This is a genomic window from Actinopolymorpha rutila (assembly GCF_013407855.1).
GTDB classification, from domain to species: Bacteria; Actinomycetota; Actinomycetes; order Propionibacteriales; family Actinopolymorphaceae; genus Actinopolymorpha; species Actinopolymorpha rutila.
The window spans coordinates 2,511,310-2,530,834 of record NZ_JACBZH010000001.1; the positions used below are offsets into that span (position 1 = coordinate 2,511,310).

Below are 19,525 nucleotides of genomic sequence, written 5' to 3' on the forward strand. Positions count from 1 at the left end.
CGGCCGCCTGCGCCGCCTGACTGTCCGGCCCTGGCCGCTCGCCTCGCGCCCGCCTCGCGCCGGCCTCCGGGGTGGCCAACTGGCCGGGTGACATCGAACTGGCGCCGCTTGACGCCGGAACGACGTTGACATGACGTCTTAGTGACGCCATGATGCCGTCATGACGTTGGCCGAACGAGTTCGTGCGCTTCCGCGCCGTTGGCCCGGTTTCGAGTCGATCCGGGGCATTCCGATCCTGTTGCGCCTGTTGCCGTCGGTGAGTCGCCGGCAGTCCGCCCTGCTCGGAGCCGGGGTCCTGCTGGCCGCCGCCCTCCCGGTCGCGGCCATCGCCCTGACCGGCCTGCTCGTGGGCTCCATCCCGGACGCGGTCCGGGGCGGGCTCGAATCCGCCGCCGGCCACCGGACCCTCGACCTGCTCGTCGCCGTCGGCGCAGTGGTCGTGGCGCAGCGCTTCGTCTCCCCGATGCTGGGCGCGGTGTCGATGACGCTCGGCCGGGAGACCGACCGCTACCTGCAGGACCGGGTGCTCGCCGCGGTCGGCCGGCCGGGTGGGATCGCCCACCTGGAGGACCCCGACGTCCTCGCGCACGTGCGCCTGGTCAAGGGGCTCGGCGCCGACGCGCAACGCCCCGGCCTCGCGGTCGAGGGACTCGGGTACGTCCTGCCGTCCTGGCTGCAGGCGCTGGGCTCGGCCGTGGTGCTGTTGATCTTCTCCTGGTGGGTCGGCCTGCTGTGGCTGGTCGTCTGGCCGATCGTGGTGTTCGCGATGCAGCAGGAGTACCTCCGCGTCGGCGAGGTCGGCTACGGCCGCAGTGACGCCCTGCGCCGCGCGGAGTACCTCCGCGACGTCGCGCTCGGACCCGCCGCCGGCAAGGAGGTACGGGTGTGGGGGATGCTCGGCTGGCTGGTCGCCGCGTTCGAACGCGCGTGGTACACAGCGATGGCGCCGGTGTGGAAGGTACGCAGCCCGCGGGGGAACGTGCTGTTCGGTGCCAGCGGGGCGGTGCTGGCGGTCAACGCCGTGTCGTACGGCCTGCTGGCCTGGGCCGCGACCCGAGGTGACCTGTCCGTCGCGGCGGTGGCGATCTACACCCAGGCGCTGGCCGGGGTGAACTCCTACACCGCCTTCGACGACCGCAACGTCTACCTGTCCTACGCGGCGGTGACGGTGCCGAAGGTGCTCGCGCTGGACGGCCGGCTGGGCGGCTCGGGCGGCTACTCCGGCGCGGTGTCCGCAGCACCCGTGTCCGTCACAGAGCCGTCGAAGCCGGCGGCCGCACCGGACCTGCCGCGTACCGACGTCCGGTTCGACGGCGTGACGTTCCAGTACCCACGCAGCGAGCGCACCGCCCTGCGCGGGCTCGACCTCACCATCCAGGCCGGCCGGTCGCTGGCGATCGTGGGGGAGAACGGCGCCGGCAAGACCTCGCTGGTCAAGCTCCTGTGCGGCCTGTACGCACCGACCGATGGGCGGCTGCTGGTGGACGGTCGCGACCTCGCCGAACTGGACCCCGCGGCGTGGCGGGACCAGGTGGCCGTGCTCTTCCAGGACTTCGCGCGCTACCACCTGCCCGTACGCGACAACATCGGGCTCGGCGCGCCGGCGTACGCCCACGACGAGGACCGGCTGCGGCTGGCCGCGCAGAAGGCAGGCGTACTCGACCTGGTGGAGTCGCTGCCGCACGGCTTCGACACCGTGCTGTCGCGGGAGTACACCGGCGGCGTCGACCTGTCCGGCGGCCAGTGGCAGCGGATCGCGCTCGCCCGGGCGATGTTCGCGGTGGAGGCCGGCGCCCGGCTGCTGATCCTGGACGAACCCACCGCCGCGCTGGACGTTCGGGCGGAGGCGGAGCTGTACGAGCGGTTCCTGGAGCTCACCGAGGGCCTGACGACCTGCCTGATCTCGCACCGCTTCTCCACCGTGCGCCGGGCCGACCGGATCGTCGTCCTCGCCGACGGCGGCGTGGTCGAGGACGGCAGCCACGAGGAGCTGATGGACCTCGACGGCCGGTACGCCGAGATGTTCACCCTGCAGGCTTCGCGGTTCCTCGACCATCAGGCCGCGCCGGCCGCGCTGCCGGGCGACGGACAGGGCACCGCCGCCACCGGAGAAGGGATGGAGACCCATGCGTGAGGCACTGCGCGCCTACCGGATGACGATGGCGATCGGGTTCCGGGCGGCACCCTGGCGAGCGACGTTCCAGCTGGTCACCGGCGTGGTCATGGCGCTGGTGCCGGTGGTGCTGGCGTACGGCGCGAAACTCGTGGTGGACGCCGCGCTCGGCCGCGACCTGGGGCTGGGCCTGTGGGCCGCGGGCCTGCTCGCCGGCGTCGTCGCGGTCAGCCTGGTCAACGTCTTCTACTACTGCGACTGCGTGTTCGGCGTGATCGAGCGGGCCCAGGCGTACGCGGAGCGGCGGCTGATGGTGCTGCTCGGCGGGGTGGACGGCCTGGCGCACCACGAGCGGCCGGAGTACCTCGACCAGGTGCAGCGGATCCGCGAGGAGAGCCGGTCCCTCGGCACGATGGTGAACGCCACCGCCGGGATGGGGCGGTCGCTGGTGTCCCTGGCGGCCACCGGGGTGCTCCTCGGCCGGGTGCACCCGGCGCTGCTCGCGCTGCCGCTGGTCTCCGTGGTGTCCATCGTGATCGGCCGGCGGGCCCGCGACCTCGACGTCGCCGCGCAGGAGGTGACCACCGAGCCCGAACGCCTGCGCCGGCACCTGTTCGACGTCGGCACGTCCGCCTCGGCCGGCAAGGAGCTGCGGGTCTTCGGGCTCACCGGCGAGCTGCGCGCCCGTCACAACGAGGTCGCCGGGCGGGTCGTCGCCGAACGCAACCGAGCCACCTGGCGTGGTGCTGTGCTCGGCGCGGTGGACGCTCTGGTGGTGGCCGCGGCGTACGTCGCCGCGATCGCGTTCGTGCTGGTCCTCGCCGTGCGCGGGCAGGCCGGGCCCGGCGACGTGGTGCTGGCCATCGGCCTGGCAGCGCAGCTGACCTGGATCGTGTCCACCGCCGTGGCGTACGGCACGAGCCTCATGCACGTGCTGAAGCTCGGCCGGCGGCTGCTGTGGCTGGAGGACTACGCCGAGGCCGAGGCGTACGTCCCGGCTCATCCGGCGCCGGTGCCGGACCGGCTGCGCGAGGGCATCGAGGTGCGCGACGTGTCGTTCGGCTACCCCGATACCGGCGGGAAGGTGCTCGACCGGTTGTCGCTGCGGCTGCCGGCCGGCAAGGTCGTCGCGCTGGTCGGCGAGAACGGCGCCGGGAAGACCACGTTGGTGAAGATGCTGTGCGACTTCTACCGCCCGGACGCCGGACAGATCCTGGTGGACGGTACGCCGCTGGCCGACTTCACGGTGGAGGAGTGGCGGTCGCGGCTGAGCGCGGCGTTCCAGGACCACGTGCCGTTCGAGTTCACCGCCCGGGAGGCGGTCGGGGTGGCCGACCTGCGCCGGGTCGACGACGACGCGGCCGTGCTGGCCGGGCTGGAGCGGGCCGGCGCGAGCGGCGTACTGACTGCGTTGCCGAACGGCCTGGACACCCAGCTCGGCAAGTCCTGGGACGGCGGCGTCGACCTGTCCGGCGGCCAGTGGCAGCGGCTGGCGCTCGGGCGCGGGCTGATGCGCACCGACCCGCTGCTGGTGGTGTTCGACGAGCCCACCGCCGCGCTGGACCCCCAGACCGAGCACGCGATGTTCGAACGCTTCGCCGCCGCCGCCCGCAGCGGAGCACGCCAGGGCACCGTCACGTTGCTGGTCTCGCACCGGTTCTCGACCGTACGCATGGCCGACCTGATCGTCGTGCTGTCGCGCGGGCGGGTGCTGGAGCAGGGCAGCCACGCCGAGCTGATGGAACACGGCGGGTTGTACGCCGAGCTGTACGACCTGCAGTCGCGCGCCTACCGCTGAGCCGAGTGGCTCCCACCTGCTGCGCCCGCCCAGTCCCCGGGATTGGCCGAGCGCAGCAGGTCGGGCGTGACGTCGGCGAGCGACGCGCATCCGCACAGCGCGAGCGTCTCCTCCAGGTCCGCGCGCATCGTCACCAGCAGGTCGCGTACCCCGGCCGCACCGCCGGTGGCCAGCGCCCACACGGCGGGCCGCCCGACGAACGCCGCGGTGGCGCCGAGGGCCAGCGCGCGGACGACGTCGCGCCCGTTGCGGATCCCGCCGTCGACGTACACCTCCACATCGTCGGGCAGGGCCGCCCGCACCTCGGCCAGGCCACGCGCGGTGGGTACGGCGCCGTCCAGCTGGCGCCCGCCGTGGTTGGACACCCACACCGCGTCCGCGCCCGCGTCGACACAGGCGCGGGCGTCGTCGCCGCGCACGACTCCCTTCACCACCAGCGGCAGCCGGCCGGACACCTCGGCCAACCAGGCGAGGTCGGCGAACGTCACGCCAGGGTCCTGCCACACGCCCTCGTCCCCCCGGGCGCGCAGCTCCGGGACGAGCACGGGCGAGACCTCGGCGGGCGGGAACGCCGTGGACCTCGCCTTCTTCGCGACGTACGGCGTGTCGACGGTCAGCACCAGCGCCCGGGCACCGGCGGCCGCGGCCCGCTCGACCACGGTCGCGGTGAGGTCGCGGTCGCGGAGCACGTACAGCTGAAGCCACCACGGGCCGGCCGCGCCCGCGAGCTCGTCGAACGTCGTGGTGGCCCGGGTGGACAGGGCCAGCAGGGAGCCCGCGTGTGCGGCACCGGTGGCCATGCCGAGCTCCCCGTCGGGATGCACCAGCCGCTGGTAGCCGGTCGGGGCCACCTGGACCGGTGAGCTGACCGGCGTACCCAGCACCGTCGTCGACACGTCCACGCGGCTCACGTCGCGCAGCACCCGCGGCGCCAGCGCCAGCTCGCGCCAGGCGGCCAGGTTGGCGGCCAGCGTCTCCTCCACCCCGGAGCCGGTGGCGATGTAGTCGTACACCTCCGCGGGCAGCGCCGAGCGGGCCGCCTCCTCGAGGTCGCGCGGCTCGACCGGCGGGGCGGTCACGGCGGGAGAAGTGGGCGGCACGGAGGTCATGGGGGCCATTGTCCCGTCCGGAGTCGTCCCCGAACGTCCGAAGTCCCGGTGCTGTCCGGATGGCGACACTGTCCGGATAGCGACGCCCACCGTGCCTGACCCGGTGATCGACACCCGGGCTGCTAGCGTGCCTGGGATCGAAGGACGGCAGCTGACCAGGGAGGCGTACGTGGGTCGATCGGTGCTGGTGACAGGGGGGAACCGCGGCATCGGGCTGGCTGTCGCGCAGGCGTTCCGCGAGGCCGGCGACGACGTCGCGATCACCTATCGCGGCGGTGAGCCCCCGGAGGGCTTCCTGGCGGTGAAGTGCGACGTGACCGAGCCGGAGACGGTGGAGACGGCGTTCGCAGAGGTCGAGGAGAAGCAGGGACCGGTCGAGGTGCTGGTGGCCAACGCCGGCATCACCCGCGACACCCTGCTGATGCGGATGAGCGACGAGGACTGGTCCAGCGTCATCGAGACCAACCTGACCGGCGCCTTCCGCTTCGCCCGGCGGGCCGCCAAGGGCATGCTGCGGATGCGCCGCGGCCGGATCGTCCTGGTGTCGTCGGTGGTCGGGCTGTTCGGCGGCGCCGGCCAGGTCAACTACGCGGCCAGCAAGTCCGGCATGGTCGGCATGGCCCGGTCCATCGCCCGCGAGCTGGGTTCGCGGGGAATCACCGCCAATGTCGTGGCCCCGGGTTTTGTGGAAACCGCCCTGACGGCCGAGCTTTCCGAGGAGCTACAAAAGCAGTACCTCAAGCAGATCCCGCTCGGCCGGTACACCAGCACCGAGGAAGTGGCGCGGGTGATCCGCTGGGTGGCAAGCGACGAGGCGGCATACATCACCGGGGCCGTCATCCCGGTGGACGGCGGACTAGGGATGGGGCACTGAGACATGGGCGGGATCCTCGAGGGCAAGCGCATCCTGGTCGCGGGCGTGACCATGGACACCTCGCTCGGCTACGCGGTCGCGAAGGTCGCGCAGGAGCAGGGCGCGCAGGTGGTCATCACCAACTTCGGCCGGGCGCTGTCGATCACCAGGCGGATCGCCAAGCGGCTGCCGGTCGAGCCGGCGGTGCTCGACCTCGACGTCACCAACGAAGACCACCTGGCCGGGCTGGCCGACGCGCTGCGCGCCCACGTCGACGGGCTGGACGGCGTGGTGCACTCCATCGCGTTCGCTCCGCAGGAGGCCCTCGGCGGCAACTTCCTGAACACCGCCTGGCCGGACGTCGCCACCGCGCTGCAGGTCTCGGCGTACTCGCTGAAGTCGCTCACCACAGCCGCGCTGCCCCTGATGAAGGAGGGGTCGTCGGTGGTCGGGCTCACCTTCGACGCCACGGTGGCCTGGCCGGCGTACGACTGGATGGGGGTGGCGAAGGCCGGGCTGGAGTCCTGCGCCCGCTACCTCGCCCGCGACCTCGGCCCGAAGGGCATCCGGGTCAACCTCGTGTCCGCGGGCTACACCAAGACGATCGCCGCGGGCGGCATCCCCGGCATCGAGAAGGTGGAGAACGTCTGGAGCGAGCGGGCGCCGCTCGGCTGGGACCCGACCGACAGCAACGCCACCGGCCGCGCGGTGGTCGGGCTGTTGTCGGACTTCTTCCCGAAGACGACCGGCGAGATCATCCACGTCGACGGCGGCTACCACGCGATGGGGGCCTGACCGTCCTCGGCGCGTAGGCCGACAGTGCTCAGGTGGGCGCCACGCATGATGCGTGGCGCCCACCGGTGTGTTCGGAGGAGATTCGGAGGAGAACGGAGGCGGTCGCCTCCGTTCTCAGGAGGTGGTCGCCTCAAGCCAGGACCGGGCGATCACCGCGTGCCCCTCGTCGGTGGGGTGTACGCCGTCGGCGGCGAGCTCGGTGGCGTCCTGGCCGGCGGCCGCCTTCGCCATCAGCCCGTCGAGCGGGACCAGCGTCGCGCCGTACTCCATGGCCAGCCGGCGGACGACCTCGAGCTTGGGGTCCAGGTCCTCCCGCCAGCCGTGCTGGCCCGCGGTCACCGGCAGCACGAACGGCTCGACCAGCACCAGCCGGGCGGCCAGCGCGTCGGTGGTCCGGGCCAGGATGTGGTCGTAGTCGCGGGCGAAGTCGTCCGCCGACGTGGGGTCGCCGCTGTCGTAGCGGCGCCAGGTGTCGTTGATCCCGATCAGGATCGACACCACGTCCGGAGTGAGATCCAGGCAGTCCTCCTGCCACCGGGCGCGCAGGTCGCGCACGCGGTTGCCGCTGATGCCGCGGTTGAGAAACCGCACGCCGTCGCCGGGCCGGGTTCGGGAACAGGTCTGCGCGACCTGCCGGGGATAGCCGTTGCCGAGGCTGGTCGGGTCGGAACGGTCGCGGCCGGCGTCGGTGACGCTGTCGCCGATGAACAGAACCGTCGAGTTCGGGGTCAGTACGCTCACGCGTTCGAACCTAGGCCGACTCGCCCCGTTCGGCGGGTCCGGGGTCCGGTCCTGGACTGCAGTCGCACCGCGTCGACCTCGTCGCCGACCCTGGCCACAGGCACGGGTACGCCGGTCAGGGCAGGAGCAGGTTGACGTCGCCGAACTCGTGCCACAGGTAGCCGTTGTCCACGGCGGCGGCATAGCAACGGCGTACGAGATCGGGACCGGCGATCGCCTCCAGCATCAGGAGGTGGGACGCCTGCGGCTCGTGGAAGCCGGTGAGCAGTCCCGACACCACCGCGACCCCGCGTTCGGCGGTGATCACCAGCTCGGTCCAGCCGGACGCTGCCCGCACCCAGGGCCCGTGCGCCGCGGACTCCAGCGCACGCACCACGGTCGTACCGACCGCCACCACCCGGGCGCCTCGCTCGTTGGCGTCGTTCACCACAGCCGCCGTCGCCGCCGGTACCTCGAACCACTCCGCGTACGGCGGTTCGTGGAACTCCGCCGACGCCACGCCGGTGTGCAGGGTGATCGGCACCACGAGGATGCCGCGCGCCACCAGTTCGGTCACCACCTCCGGCGTGAACGGCCGCCCGGCACTGGGCATCTCTGCACTTCCGGGCGTGGTGGCGAACGCGGTCTGGTAGGCGTGCAGCGGCCAGTCCCGGCCGACGTAGCCGTACCGGATCGGCCGGCCGTGCCGGGCGAGATAGGCCGGTACGTCGGGATCGGTGGGTACGGCGTGCCACAGCCGGCCGGACCGGTGCCGCTCGCGGAGTACCAGCGCGGCCTCGCCCGGAAGGTCGATCCGCTGGCCCGGGTGGCCGCCGGGATCCGGGCCGTCGCCGCGACGGAGTTCGACCAGCCACGAACCATCGGCGGCGAGGGTGGAGAAGTGCACGCTCCGCCGGCCGTCCGCCCCGGCGCCGGCCCCGACGGGCAGGTCCACGGCGGCGGGCCGGGTTCCGGACCGGTTGACCACCACGACGTCGCCGGGCTCGAGCAGGTGCGGCAGGTCGACGAACCGGTGGTGGGCGACCTCGTTGGCCGGCCCGTCGCCGGACCCGTCGCCCCGGCCGAGCAGCAGTCGTACGCCGTCCCGGGTCAGGCCGCGAGCCTCCGGCGGCTCGTGCGCCTCGAGTTCGGGCGGGAGAACGAAGTCGACCGTCGGCGCCGGGAGGACGGCGGGGAAGGACCGGGTCGCCTGGACCGCGGTCTTCGTACCGGTGCTCATGCCGCCACCTCGGCGAGCAGGTCGGCTGCCCGGTAGCGGCCGCTGCCGGGGCGCTCGCTGACCAGCCGGACGAACGCCGGCACCACCGTGCCGGGCAGCGGCCGGTCGGAGATGTCCTCACCGGGGAAGGCGTCCTGGTGCATCTGGGTGCGCAGGTCGCCCGGGTCCACCCACCACACACGTACGTCGTCACCTGCCTCGGCGAGCTCGACCGCGAGCACCCGGGACCAGTGCTCCAGCGCCGCCTTGGCCGAGCCGTAACCACCCCAGCCGGGGTAGGCCTCCACGGCCGCGTCGCTGGTGACGTTCAGCACTGCCCCGGACCGCTCGCGCAGCAGCGGCAGCGCCAGTTGGGTGAGCGCCAGCGGGGCGACGGCGCCGATCTCCAGTACCTCCCGGTATGCCGGACCGCCGAGCGACGCCAGCGGCGGCAGCGGGCTGGGGCCGAGCACGCCGGCGTTGTTGACCAGCAGGTCGAGCCCGCCGAGCTCACGGGCGGCCGCCACCAGGTCGGCGCGGTGGGCGGCGTCGCCGACCGAACCGGCGCGGGCCTCGACCCGCGCACCGGGCCCTGCCCGGCTGGTCAGCTCGGCCACGGCGTCGCGCAGCGGGGCGTCGTGGCGGGCGTCGACGACGAGGGACCAGCCGCGGTCGGCGAGCCCGCCGGCGAGGGCGAGCCCGAGGCCGCGGGAGGCTCCGGTGACAAGGGCGACAGGCATGGCGTACCTCCGGATGGAACGGCGGATGGAACGGCGGATGGAACGGCGGATGGAACGGCGGACGGGCAGGTGCTTCCGGCGCTTCTGCGGTGGCCGGGAACCGCGTGCTTCGAGGTGCTGCTCTCGACGTTAGGAGCGCGGGCGGCCCCGGCCATCGGTCACCGGATCGGACCGGTCTGCGTCGATGGACCTAGGACCAGCGGCGGGGCGGTGTGGCCGGTCCCGTGAGCTCTGCCGGCGGGTAGCGTTCGGAACGTGTCCACCTCCGACCAGGGCCCCGACCACGCCGGCAGTACCCGCGACGGCAGCCGCCGGGACGATCTCGAGGCGCTGTCGCGCGCCCTGCTCGCGATCACCGAGCAGACCGCGACCCGCGAGGTGCTGCAGATGATCGTGGAGTCGGCGCGCTCGCTGGTCCGGTCCGAGTACGCCGCGCTGGGGCTGCCGGACGAACGCGGCCGGTTCGCGGAGTTCTACGCCAGCGGGATCAGCCCCGAGCAGTGGCGGGCGATCGGCCCACTCCCGCGAGCGCACGGCCTGCTGAGCGTGATGATGGCGCAGGCCAAGCCCTACCGCGCCGATGACGTCCAGGCCGACCCGCGCTTCTCCGGCTGGCCCGACGCGCACCCGCCGATGCGCGGTTTTCTCGGCGTACCCATCGTCGACCGGGGCGAGATCATGGGCGCCATCTACGTCGCCAACGGGCCGGACACTCCGGTGTTCGGCGACGAGGACGAACGCCTGCTCGGCATCCTCGCCGCGCACGCCGCGATCGCGCTCACCCGCGCCCGGATGTTCGAACGCGACCGCGAGCTCACCCTGGTGGAGGAACGCGCCCGGATCGCCCGCGACCTGCACGACGCTGTGGCGCAGAAGCTGTTCAGCCTGCGCCTCACCGTGGGTGCCGCGGAAGCCCTTACGGTGAAGGGAGATCGCGACCGCGCGCGTGAACAGTTCGCCCGGGTGAAGGAGCTCGCCGGCTCCGCGCTGGACGAGTTGCGGGCCGTGGTGACCGAGCTGCGTCCGCCGGCGGTCCGCGAGGACGGCCTGGTGCCCGCGCTGCGCAAGCACGTCGCGGTGATCTCCCGCGCCCACCCGGTCCGGGTCAGCTTCAACTCCGACTGCGACGGCCGCTGCGAGCTTCCCGGCGAGGTGGAGGACGTGGTGTTCCGGGTGGCCCAGGAGGCGCTGCACAACGCGTTGCGGCACGCCGAGCCGTCGACGGTGGACATCGACCTGAGTACGTCCGGCCACGAGGTGGTGCTGGTCGTCGCCGACGACGGTAAGGGATTCGACGGCGACCCGGCCCGCGTCGGCGGCCACCACCTCGGCCTGGCGTCGATGCGCGAACGCGCCCGGCAGGCGGGCGGACGGCTCCGGGTCGAGTCCCGTCCCGGCGCGGGAACCACACTCCGGCTGGAGGTGCCGCATGAGTGACAGTGCGCCTGGGAGCGCCCAGGACGCCGCCGGGCCGGCCGGGCCGATCCGGGTGCTCGTCGTCGACGACCACCAGGTCGTACGCCACGGACTGCGGACGTTCCTCGACATCCAGGACGACATCGAGGTGGTCGGCGAGGCCGGTGACGGCGGCGCGGCGGTGGAGCTGGCCGAGACCCTGCGGCCGGACCTCATGCTGCTCGACCTGCAACTGCCCGGCGTGGACGGCGTGTCGGCGCTGCGCATGCTGCGTGACCGGGGGAGCACGGTGCGCGTCCTCGTACTCACCTCGTTCACCGAACCCGCGACCGTGGTGCCGGCGCTGCGGGCCGGCGCGTCGGGCTATCTCTTCAAGGACGTCGACCCCGAGGCGCTCGCGCAGGCGATCCGGGCCGTGCACGCCGGCCAGGTGCTCCTCGAACCCGAGGTGGCCGACGCGCTGCTCCGCGGGGACGATCCGGCCGAACGCGCCGGCGGCGCCCTCACCGAACGCGAACGTGAGGTACTGGTCGAGATCGCCCAGGGTCGGTCCAACCGGGAGATCGCCCGCGCGCTGGTGCTCTCGGAGAAGACCGTGAAGACGCACGTGTCGTCCATCCTGGCGAAGCTGGGCCTGGCCGACCGGACCCAGGCGGCGCTGTACGCGGTCCGCCGGGGGCTGGCCTGATCCGCGGGCAGAGGGCGGCCAGGGGCGGGATTTCGCCCGCCTCTAGGCTTGGGCGCGTCCACGTACGTCAGTACGCCTGTACGCCACCCGATCCCAGGAACCCACTCGGATGAAGACGTTCGACGAGTTGTTTGCCGAGCTGGCCGCGAAGGCCGCCACCCGCCCGGAGGGCTCGGGCACGGTCGCGGCGCTGGACGCGGGCGTCCATGCCATCGGCAAGAAGCTCGTCGAGGAGGCGGCGGAGTCCTGGATGGCCGCCGAGCACGAGGGCCGCGAGCGGGCCGCGGAGGAGATCTCCCAGCTGCTCTACCACGCCCAGGTGCTGATGCTCGCCTGCGACCTGAAGCTCGAGGACGTCTACGCGCATCTGTAGGGGTGAGCGGCCCTCACCCCCGACCGACGACCGAGTACCGCCAGGAATCCCAGGATCCGCCCAGGTTTCCTTCCAGGCTTGAGGAAAGAGCGTCCGACATGTTGCGTGTGGCCATTCCGAACAAGGGTCAGCTGGCCGAGCCCGCCGCCCAGATGCTGCGCGAGGCCGGCTACCGCCAGCGCGGCAGCTCCCGCGAGCTGGTGCTGATCGACCCCGACAACCAGATCGAGTTCTACTACCTCCGCCCGCGCGACATCGCGGTCTACGTCGGCGAGGGCACCCTCGACGCCGGCTTCACCGGGCGGGACATGCTGCTGGACTCCGGCGCGCCCGCCGACGAGGTCCTCACCCTCGGCTTCGCCCGGTCGACGTTCCGGCTGGCCGCCCGGCCGGGCACCGCGAAGTCCGTCCACGACCTGGCGGGCCTGCGGATCGCCACGTCGTACGCCGGCCTGATCAGGAGCTACCTCGCCGACAACGGCGTCACCGCGCACGTGACCCACCTCGACGGCGCGGTGGAGACCGCGATCCAGCTCGGCGTCGCCGACGCCATCGCCGACGTCGTGGAGACCGGCGCCACGCTCCGCCAGGCCGGGCTGGAGCTGTTCGGCGACCCGATCCTGCGGTCGGAAGGGGTGCTGATCCGCCGCAACGGCACGGCCGACCCGGAGGGTTTCGACCTCATGGTGCGCCGGCTGCAGGGTGTGCTGGTCGCCCGCGACTACGTGCTCATGGACTACGACATCGCCGCCGACCAGGTGGACGAGGCGTCCAGGATCGCGCCGGGGCTGGAGGGACCGACGGTCTCGCCGCTGCATCGGTCCGGCTGGGTCGCGGTGCGGGTGATGGTGCCGCGCGCGGACGCCCAGCGGTTGATGGACGAGCTGTGGAACGCCGGTGCGCGTGCGATCCTGGTCACCAGCATCCACGCCTGCCGACTGTGAGCGGATCGGGGCACTCGATGTCCGTACGCCAGCCTGATCCGGGCGACGCCGGTGACCGCGGTGGCGACCGCGGTGGTGCTGGTGCCGGCGCCGGGCCGGACGTCCCGCGGCTGCCGCACACCTGGCGTTCCCAGCTGGGCCTGGTGGTCGCGGTGGCGATGGGGGTTCTGCTGGCCGCCGCGGCGGCGGGGCTGTGGATCGCGTTCCCGGCGGAGATCCGCGCGAAGTTCAACTGGCTGCAGACGCTGACCCTGCTGGCGTTCCTCGCCGTGCTGTTGTTCGGGCTGTACCGCCTCGCGCGGATGCGGCTGCGCGCGGACGAGTCCGGGCTGACCATCGTCAACCTCACCAGTACGCACACCCTGGAGTGGGCCCAGGTGGTGCGGGTCAACCTGCGCCGCGGCGACCCCTGGGTGCAGCTCGACCTGGATGACGGGACCACCGTCTCGGTGATGGCCATCCAGTCCGCCGACGGCGACCGGGCGCGGTCGGCGGCCCGGGAGCTAGCCCGCCTGGTCGTCGCGCGCACCAGCACGAGCCGCGACGACTGAACCTCCGGAGCGCTCTCCCGAACTCCTCCCGTTCAACCGTGTCCGGAGCGTGACCGTCGGGCCGGTGGCTCCGGGCCGAGCGGCGTCGTTCTTCACCGCGGGTGTGCGATGGGCTCGTGCCCGCTCGCCGTGGTCCACCGCCGCTACCGGACAGGCGCGATCGAAGTCGGTGTGGGATCCCAGCTTGCGTTCGAACACGCGTTCGATACCCTGGGGATACTGGGTATGGGAGGGCAGCTGGTGAGCGAACGATTCGAGGTACGAGAAACCGAGTACGGCTACGGTATCTGGGACGCGAAGGCGGGCGACTGGTGGATTCGGCGGCTGGACATGACCCAGCGTGACGCCGAGCAGATCGTCGCCGAGCTTCGGCGCGGTGAGGCAGAGCTTTAAGGGCACTGACGGTATCGACGGCGCTGACGGCACTGACCGGTGCCCACGGGTGGAGGTGCGGGCGTGACGCGGGTGGCGGCTGGAACGCTTCCCGCGCCGCCCGCATCGTCGCGTCCGGCGCCGGCGACGGTGTTCGCGGTGGCCGTGGTGCCCGCCCTCGGCGCGCTGGTGCTGTACCTCTTCCGGATCGGCACCCCGGCGCTGTGGCTGGACGAGGCCGCCACCGCCGGTGAGTCCGGCCGATCGCTGTCCGGGCTGCTCAGGTTCCTCGCCGAGCGCGACGCCGGGCTGGGTGCCTACTACCTGTTCATGCACGGCTGGACGTGGTTCGGCGACGGCGAGGCCTGGCTGCGGCTCCCGTCGGTGGTGGCGATGGCGGCGGCGGTCGGGCTGCTGGCCGACCTCGGCCGGCGGTGGTGGGGGAGCGGCGCCGGGATCGCCGCGGGCCTGCTGCTCGCGGTCTCGCCGATGGCGTCGCGGTACGCCCAGGAGGCGCGGCCCTACGCGTTCGCCGTCCTGGCCGCGGCGGCCGCGGCGTGGTGTCTGTGGCGGGCCGCCGAGTCCGGCTCGCGAATCGGGGTGCGGTCGGAGCGGCGTTGGTGGATCGGGTACGCCATCGCGGTCGCCGCGCTCGGGGTCGTGCACGTGGTCGCGCTGGCGGTGCTCACCGCACACCCGTTGCTGCTGCGAGCCGCCTCCGGCCGATCCGGCCGATCCGGCCGATCACCGTGGCGGGCGTACTTCCTCGCCACCGGCGCCGGACTGGTGCTGCCAGCTCTGGTCGCGCTCGCGGCGTTCGGTCAGCGGGCGACGGTCTCCTGGATCCCGCCCACCAGCTGGTCCGCCCTCCTCGACGGCTTCGTCGCGCCGGCCGGGAGCGGTGCGTACCTCCTGCTGCTCGGCGCACTCGCGGTGGCCGGTGTGCTGAGGGCGGTACGCGGCACGCCGCGCGCCGACCGCGGCCGGCTCCTCGCCGCATCGGCGTGCTGGCTGGTTGTCCCGCCGCTGGCGCTGGCCGTGCTCGGCCTGCTCACGCCGGTTTTCCTGCCGCGCTACCTGCTGGGGTGCGCGCCGGCCCTGGCGCTGCTGGCCTCGTCCGCGTTCGCCGCCCCGGACGGTTCGCGGCCGGCGAGTCCGCCGGCAAGGAACGCGACGGCCGTGACGGTCGCGGGAGTCGCTGTGGCCGCCGCCCTCGCCGCCGCGGTCGCGTGGCCCTCGCTCGCGCAGGTACGCGGCGTCACCGGCCACGGGCCCGACATCCGGTCCGCGGCTGGAGTGGTCGCGGCCGGCTGCCGCCCGGGTGACGGGGTGCAGCGCACGGTCTCCACCGTGCAGACGCTGCCGTACTACCTGCGGCACGCCCGGTGCGTCCCGCGCTGGCTGGACGGCCGGCTGCCCGACGACGTACGCCGGGTGTGGGTGGTGCAGCCGGACTGGCAGCACGGTGACTCGTCAGGCGTGACCGGCCTGCGCCACCTGCGGACCGTGGACGTACCCGGCCTGCGCGTCAGCCTGTGGAGCCGGACCAGGCCCGCGGGCTGACCTCCCGGGGTCCGTAGGAGGTCAGGACTCCGGGGCGTCCGGCAGGGTGAGGATCTGGGCACCCTGCTCGGTGACCAGCACGGTGTGCTCGAACTGCGCCGACCGCCGGTGGTCCTTGGTGACGACCGTCCACCCGTCGTCCCACATGTCCCACTCGTGCGTGCCGAGAGTGAGCATCGGCTCGATGGTGAAGGTCATCCCGGCCTCGATCACGGTGTCGAACCGCGGCTCGTCGTAGTGCGGGATGATCAGCCCGGAGTGGAACGCCGTGCCGATGCCGTGGCCGGTGAACTCCTCCACCACGCCGTAGCCGAACCGCCTGGCGTACGACGCGATCACCCGGCCGATCACGTTGACCTGGCGACCGGGGCGAACCGCCTTGATGCCGCGCATCATCGACTCGTGGGTGCGCTCGACCAGCAACCGGCTGTCCTCGTCCACGTCACCGACCAGGAACGTCCCGTTGGTGTCTCCGTGCACGCCGTCGAGGAAGGCGGTGATGTCGACGTTGACAAGATCGCCGTCCTGCAGCGGACGGGAGTCCGGGATCCCGTGGCAGATGACCTCGTTGACCGAGGTGCACAGCGACTTCGGAAAACCGCGGTAACCGAGCGTGGAGGGGTAGGCGCCGGCCGCGCACAGGAACTCGTGCCCGATCTGGTCGAGTTCGTCGGTGGTGACGCCCGGCTTCGCGTGCCGGCCCACCTCCTGCAACGCCTGGGCGGCGAGCCGGCATGCGACCCGCATCCGGGCGACGGTGGCGGCGTCCTTGATCTCCGAGCCGGTGAACGGGCTCGGACCGCTCCGGTCGACGTATTCCGGGCGTTCGATGGTGCCGGGTACGGAACGTCGCGGTGAGATGGTGGCCGGTGCGAGATTGCCCATGATTCCCGGAGTCTACGACGCCTCGGGGCACGCACCGTCAGGAGTTGCCGGGGCCGCCCGGCTGCGGAAAGCTCAGGTCATGAGCACCGAGCAACCGGAATGGTTCTTCTGCCTGCGGCACCACACCGTCGAGCCCGAGGAGGGCTGCAAGGCCGCCGACCGGCTCGGCCCCTACTCCTCGCGGGCCGAGGCGGAGCGGGCGCTGGACAAGGTGGCCGAGCGCAACGAGACCTGGGACAACGACCCCAACTGGTCCGACGACGACGAGGACAAGTGACCGCCGCCGGACGCTGACTCCGCGCTGACCCTCGGCCGAGTCGGCGAAGGAGCCCGCACCCGCGCCGATGGGTGTGCCGATGGGTGTGGTGGCGTGCCAGCAGTCACGCCTCCACACCCAGGCAGCGGATTCAGCCTCGACGCGTTGAGCGGGGCGAACTCGTCGGCCGCACCATCGGCATGGTGGTGTCGGTGTCGACGGGCATGTCGATGGGCATGGCAGTGTCCATCGATGCCGCCCGGGTGCGTCGGCGCGTCGCCATCTTCCGGGTCCCGGTGGTGGTCCGCCGGGCCGTGGTGCGCTTCGCGGTGGCCCGCTTGGCCGTGGTCCGCTTGGCGGCCGCCTTCTTCGCCGGCGCGCGCTTGGCGGTCGACTTCTTCGCGGGCGCCCGCTTCGCCGTCGACTTCTTCGCCGGTGCGCGCTTGGCAGCAGCCTTCTTCGTGGTGCGCTTGGCCGTGGCCTTCTTCGCGGTTGTCCGCTTGGCCGTGGCGCGCTTGGCGGTGGTCTTCTTCGCCGTCGTCTTGCGAGCCGTCGTCTTCTTGGCCGCGGTCTTGCGAGCCGTGGTCTTCTTCGCGGTCGTCCGCTTGGCCGTGGCGCGCTTGGCGGTGGTCTTCTTCGCCGTGGTCCGCTTCGCCGCGGTCCGCTTGGCCGGTGCGCGCTTCGCCGTCGTCCGCTTGGCGGTGGTGCGCTTGGCCGGAGACTTCCTGGCCGTGGTCTTGCGGGCCGCGGTGGTCCGCTTGGCTGTGGTCCGCTTCGCTGTCGTTCGCTTGACCGCCGGCGAGGTCGACTTCCCCGTGACCCGCTTGGTGACCTTGCGCGCGACCGTCGAGGCGGTCCGCTTGGCAGCCGTGGTCCGCTTCGCGATGGACCGGGCCGCGGTCTTTCCTGCTGATGTCGCTGTGGTGGGCACCGCACTGCCTCCCTCTGAGGGGACATCCGGTATCTACCGGACCGTTGCTATGGCAAGGACGTGACCCCGCCATCTGGAGGGGATCTGCAACATTCGGCGGCTTCCCAAACCACGAAGGACACAGCAATTTCTCGACTACCGGTCCCGCACTCGTGCTTTCTTGAGGATTAACGAATTCTGCCCGACAAAGCTTTGCTGTATTTCTCGGCGCGCTCGGGATTCTCGTTCCTCGAACGCCGGTCATCGCATGGTGTGCCGACGTCTGGAGAAGGTGAACTCAGGAACTCGGCCCGGAGATCAGGTCGAGAAGTCTGGCCAGGCGTGAGCGCATTCCCTTGCCGTCCGTACTACCCGCGCTCGCAGCCCGGGTTCCGCCCGCATCACGCGGGCCAGAGGCGGATTCGGCGGCCGCGATGCTGAGCAGATGCTGCGCACTGTCGAAGGAGACCGGTGAACCGGTCGGAGATTTCCACGCCGATTCGGAATTGGCGGCACCGGTCGGATCGTCCGGAGGAAAGCCGAACGTCCCGTCGTCCACAGGTACTGTGTCGGTAATTGTCGAGTCCACGGAAAGGATTTCGTGGGCGAGACCCGCGAGTTCGGTCCGGCCGGTGTCGAGGGCGAAGATGGTCGCCCCCGCGCGGCGTACGTCATGGACGCGTTCGAGCAGGGACTCGGGTGCTGTCTCGGCGACCACGAGCAGGGACTCGCCACGACGGGCGGCGGCCAGTCGGTCCAGCCCGACCGACAGGTGCCGCGGCGCGTTCGGCGGAGGGTTCCAGCGCACCAGGGTGGGCGAGAGTTCGGGGAGTTCGGCGTATCTCGCCTCGTCGTCCAGGTGCGCGGTGAGGTGCCACGGCTCGGCGGCGGGCGGACCGACGAGAAGCAGGCCGCCGGGGCTCCTGGTCGACGTACGCAACGCGGCACCGAACGCCCGGGTGCGGTCCCACCATCGGGTGTCGGCAAGGAGGTCGCGGAGCACTCTCGCCTGCTGAAGGTCCATTGGCTCTAGCGTGCCAGACTGGCGAAGGGGTATCACGCGGTCCGCGCACGCCGCGGCGACCGTGACCGCGGAAGACGACCGTGAACGGCGGAAGGGGAGCCCAGTGAAATACGGCTACAAGGCGTCGGCGGAGCAGTTCGGCACCCGTGAACTACTCGACTACGCGCTGCTGGCCGAGCGACTCGGCCTGGACATCGTGGCGGTCTCCGACCACTTCCAGCCCTGGCGCCATCACGGAGGGCACGCACCGCTGGTGTTCAGCTGGCTCGGCGCCCTGGCCCAGGCCTCGGAGCGCATCACGATGGGGACCAGCGTGCTCACCCCGATCCTGCGTTACCACCCGTCCGTGGTCGCCCAGGGATTCGGGACGATCGACCAGCTCGCGCCCGGCCGCGTCTTCCTCGGCGTGGGCACCGGCGAGGCGATGAACGAAGTACCCGCCACCGGCACGGCGTGGCCGGGCGGCAAGGAGCGGCGCGCCCGGCTGGCCGAGGCCGTGACGCTGATCCGGAAGCTGTGGACCGAGGACCGGGTGACGTTCGAGGGCGACTACTACCGGACCGACAAGGCGTCGGTGTACGAACGCCCCGACGTGCCGCTGCCCATCTACGTCGCCGCGGGCGGCCCGCTGGCCGGCAAGCTCGCCGGCCGCATCGGTGACGGCGTGATCGCCACCAGTGGCAAGCCGCCGGAGCTGTACGAGAACGTCCTCGGTCAGGTGGCCGAGTCGGCCAAGGCGGCCGGCCGCGACCCGGGCAAGTTCCCGCACCAGATCGAGATCAAGGTGTCGTACGACACCGACCTGCAGGCCGCGAAGGAAGCCTGCACCTGGTGGGCGGCGCTGGGGCTGAGCGCGGAGCAGAAGCAGGGCGTCGACGATCCGCTGGAGCTGGAACGCCTCGCCGACGAGGACCCGCTGATCGCGACGAAGCGGTTCATCGTCACCGACGATGCCGACGAGGTGGTCGAGCGGGTCGCGCCGTACGTCGACCTCGGCTTCAGCGAGCTCGTCTTCCACGGGCCCGGCAACGACCAGCGGCGGTTCCTCGAGCTGTTCACCCGGGACGTCCTGCCGAAGCTGCGGGATCGCTGGTCCTGACCGCACATCCGCTCCCGGGAGTGACGCGCGGACCGCGCGGGACGGCTTGGGTATGCGGGTCCGGGTACCCACCCGGACCCGCCGGGTCGTTTCGCCC

General features: G+C 72.3%; 20 protein-coding genes. 13 read left to right on the top strand and 7 right to left on the bottom strand.

Annotated features, from left to right (window positions below; genetic code table 11):
* Positions 1 to 160: 160 nt before the first annotated feature.
* Both F4554_RS11225 and F4554_RS11230 read left to right on the top strand, forming a co-directional pair.
* Complete coding sequence (locus F4554_RS11225; protein ID WP_179787326.1) at positions 161 to 2,134, top strand: ABC transporter ATP-binding protein; 1,974 nt, start codon at positions 161 to 163, stop codon at positions 2,132 to 2,134.
* A complete protein-coding gene (locus F4554_RS11230) occupies positions 2,127 to 3,911 on the top strand; it encodes an ABC transporter ATP-binding protein (protein ID WP_179787327.1) in 1,785 nt (594 codons plus the stop codon). Before F4554_RS11225 ends, F4554_RS11230 begins: the two co-directional genes overlap by 8 nt.
* On the opposite strand, the gene F4554_RS11235 is transcribed toward F4554_RS11230, so the two are convergent.
* On the bottom strand, positions 3,902 to 5,020 hold the full coding sequence (locus tag F4554_RS11235) for an alpha-hydroxy acid oxidase (RefSeq protein WP_179787328.1): 1,119 nt from the start codon (positions 5,018 to 5,020) through the stop codon (positions 3,902 to 3,904). The two genes, F4554_RS11230 and F4554_RS11235, sit on opposite strands and share 10 nt — an antisense overlap.
* A gap of 169 nt (positions 5,021 to 5,189) precedes the next feature.
* Between F4554_RS11235 and fabG the strand changes: the two genes are divergently transcribed.
* Both fabG and fabI read left to right on the top strand, forming a co-directional pair.
* Positions 5,190 to 5,894, top strand: coding sequence for a beta-ketoacyl-ACP reductase (gene fabG / locus F4554_RS11240; protein WP_197681563.1), 705 nt, complete (start codon positions 5,190 to 5,192; stop codon positions 5,892 to 5,894).
* A gap of 3 nt (positions 5,895 to 5,897) precedes the next feature.
* Entirely contained in the window at positions 5,898 to 6,668 is a 771-nt protein-coding gene (fabI, locus tag F4554_RS11245; protein WP_179787329.1) for an enoyl-ACP reductase FabI, read from the top strand.
* Between the two features lie 114 nt (positions 6,669 to 6,782).
* On the opposite strand, the gene F4554_RS11250 is transcribed toward fabI, so the two are convergent.
* The 3 genes from F4554_RS11250 to F4554_RS11260 all read right to left on the bottom strand — a co-directional run bounded on the left by F4554_RS11250 (position 6,783) and on the right by F4554_RS11260 (position 9,347).
* Positions 6,783 to 7,409: an SGNH/GDSL hydrolase family protein gene (locus F4554_RS11250; protein WP_337795973.1), complete on the bottom strand. Its 627-nt coding sequence runs from the start codon at positions 7,407 to 7,409 to the stop codon at positions 6,783 to 6,785.
* A gap of 115 nt (positions 7,410 to 7,524) precedes the next feature.
* Positions 7,525 to 8,628, bottom strand: coding sequence for an S-adenosylmethionine:tRNA ribosyltransferase-isomerase (locus F4554_RS11255; RefSeq protein ID WP_179787331.1), 1,104 nt, complete (start codon positions 8,626 to 8,628; stop codon positions 7,525 to 7,527).
* A complete protein-coding gene (locus F4554_RS11260; protein WP_179787332.1) occupies positions 8,625 to 9,347 on the bottom strand; it encodes an SDR family NAD(P)-dependent oxidoreductase in 723 nt (240 codons plus the stop codon). The genes F4554_RS11255 and F4554_RS11260 overlap by 4 nt, the downstream gene beginning before the upstream one ends.
* A 255-nt stretch (positions 9,348 to 9,602) precedes the next feature.
* On the opposite strand from F4554_RS11260, the gene F4554_RS11265 reads away from it, so the two are divergent.
* The 7 genes from F4554_RS11265 (at position 9,603) to F4554_RS11295 (ending at position 15,254) form a co-directional block, all read left to right on the top strand.
* Entirely contained in the window at positions 9,603 to 10,784 is a 1,182-nt protein-coding gene (locus F4554_RS11265; protein WP_179787333.1) for a GAF domain-containing protein, read from the top strand.
* The gene (locus F4554_RS11270; protein WP_179787334.1) at positions 10,777 to 11,451 is read left to right on the top strand and encodes a response regulator; all 675 of its coding nucleotides are present in this window, start codon (positions 10,777 to 10,779) and stop codon (positions 11,449 to 11,451) included. The genes F4554_RS11265 and F4554_RS11270 overlap by 8 nt, the downstream gene beginning before the upstream one ends.
* A 109-nt stretch (positions 11,452 to 11,560) precedes the next feature.
* On the top strand, positions 11,561 to 11,824 hold the full coding sequence (locus F4554_RS11275; protein WP_179787335.1) for a phosphoribosyl-ATP diphosphatase: 264 nt from the start codon (positions 11,561 to 11,563) through the stop codon (positions 11,822 to 11,824).
* 98 nt (positions 11,825 to 11,922) lie between these two features.
* Entirely contained in the window at positions 11,923 to 12,768 is an 846-nt protein-coding gene (hisG, locus tag F4554_RS11280; protein WP_179787336.1) for an ATP phosphoribosyltransferase, read from the top strand.
* Positions 12,769 to 12,785: 17 nt separating this feature from the next.
* Positions 12,786 to 13,319: a PH domain-containing protein gene (locus tag F4554_RS11285; RefSeq protein ID WP_179787337.1), complete on the top strand. Its 534-nt coding sequence runs from the start codon at positions 12,786 to 12,788 to the stop codon at positions 13,317 to 13,319.
* A gap of 240 nt (positions 13,320 to 13,559) precedes the next feature.
* Positions 13,560 to 13,712 (top strand): hypothetical protein, encoded by a 153-nt coding sequence (locus F4554_RS11290; RefSeq protein ID WP_157728788.1) that lies wholly within the window; start codon positions 13,560 to 13,562, stop codon positions 13,710 to 13,712.
* A 63-nt stretch (positions 13,713 to 13,775) separates the two neighbouring features.
* Positions 13,776 to 15,254, top strand: coding sequence for a glycosyltransferase family 39 protein (locus F4554_RS11295; protein WP_179787338.1), 1,479 nt, complete (start codon positions 13,776 to 13,778; stop codon positions 15,252 to 15,254).
* Between the two features lie 21 nt (positions 15,255 to 15,275).
* On the opposite strand, the gene map is transcribed toward F4554_RS11295, so the two are convergent.
* Positions 15,276 to 16,139: a type I methionyl aminopeptidase gene (map, locus tag F4554_RS11300; protein ID WP_179787339.1), complete on the bottom strand. Its 864-nt coding sequence runs from the start codon at positions 16,137 to 16,139 to the stop codon at positions 15,276 to 15,278.
* Between the two features lie 79 nt (positions 16,140 to 16,218).
* Between map and F4554_RS11305 the strand changes: the two genes are divergently transcribed.
* Entirely contained in the window at positions 16,219 to 16,416 is a 198-nt protein-coding gene (locus F4554_RS11305; RefSeq protein ID WP_179787340.1) for an SPOR domain-containing protein, read from the top strand.
* Between the two features lie 130 nt (positions 16,417 to 16,546).
* Here the strand turns inward: F4554_RS11305 and F4554_RS33995 are convergent, their stop codons facing one another.
* Together F4554_RS33995 and F4554_RS11315 are read right to left on the bottom strand one after the other, a co-directional pair.
* Entirely contained in the window at positions 16,547 to 17,326 is a 780-nt protein-coding gene (locus F4554_RS33995) for a histone H1-like repetitive region-containing protein (RefSeq protein WP_179787341.1), read from the bottom strand.
* Between the two features lie 277 nt (positions 17,327 to 17,603).
* The gene (locus F4554_RS11315; RefSeq protein WP_179787342.1) at positions 17,604 to 18,329 is read right to left on the bottom strand and encodes a hypothetical protein; all 726 of its coding nucleotides are present in this window, start codon (positions 18,327 to 18,329) and stop codon (positions 17,604 to 17,606) included.
* Between the two features lie 103 nt (positions 18,330 to 18,432).
* Between F4554_RS11315 and F4554_RS11320 the strand changes: the two genes are divergently transcribed.
* A complete protein-coding gene (locus F4554_RS11320) occupies positions 18,433 to 19,428 on the top strand; it encodes a TIGR03557 family F420-dependent LLM class oxidoreductase (protein WP_179787343.1) in 996 nt (331 codons plus the stop codon).
* Positions 19,429 to 19,525 lie beyond the last annotated feature (97 nt).

Coding starts and splice junctions, on each gene's coding strand:
- F4554_RS11230 (WP_179787327.1), top strand. CDS start 2,127: ATGCGTGAGGCACTGCGCGCCTACCGGATGACGATGGCGATCGGGTTC.
- F4554_RS11305 (WP_179787340.1), top strand. CDS start 16,219: ATGAGCACCGAGCAACCGGAATGGTTCTTCTGCCTGCGGCACCACACC.
- hisG (WP_179787336.1), top strand. CDS start 11,923: ATGTTGCGTGTGGCCATTCCGAACAAGGGTCAGCTGGCCGAGCCCGCC.
- F4554_RS11225 (WP_179787326.1), top strand. CDS start 161: ATGACGTTGGCCGAACGAGTTCGTGCGCTTCCGCGCCGTTGGCCCGGT.
- fabI (WP_179787329.1), top strand. CDS start 5,898: ATGGGCGGGATCCTCGAGGGCAAGCGCATCCTGGTCGCGGGCGTGACC.
- F4554_RS11235 (WP_179787328.1), bottom strand. CDS start 5,020: ATGACCTCCGTGCCGCCCACTTCTCCCGCCGTGACCGCCCCGCCGGTC.
- F4554_RS11315 (WP_179787342.1), bottom strand. CDS start 18,329: ATGGACCTTCAGCAGGCGAGAGTGCTCCGCGACCTCCTTGCCGACACC.
- F4554_RS11275 (WP_179787335.1), top strand. CDS start 11,561: ATGAAGACGTTCGACGAGTTGTTTGCCGAGCTGGCCGCGAAGGCCGCC.
- F4554_RS11285 (WP_179787337.1), top strand. CDS start 12,786: ATGTCCGTACGCCAGCCTGATCCGGGCGACGCCGGTGACCGCGGTGGC.
- F4554_RS11270 (WP_179787334.1), top strand. CDS start 10,777: ATGAGTGACAGTGCGCCTGGGAGCGCCCAGGACGCCGCCGGGCCGGCC.
- F4554_RS11260 (WP_179787332.1), bottom strand. CDS start 9,347: ATGCCTGTCGCCCTTGTCACCGGAGCCTCCCGCGGCCTCGGGCTCGCC.
- F4554_RS11255 (WP_179787331.1), bottom strand. CDS start 8,628: ATGAGCACCGGTACGAAGACCGCGGTCCAGGCGACCCGGTCCTTCCCC.
- map (WP_179787339.1), bottom strand. CDS start 16,139: ATGGGCAATCTCGCACCGGCCACCATCTCACCGCGACGTTCCGTACCC.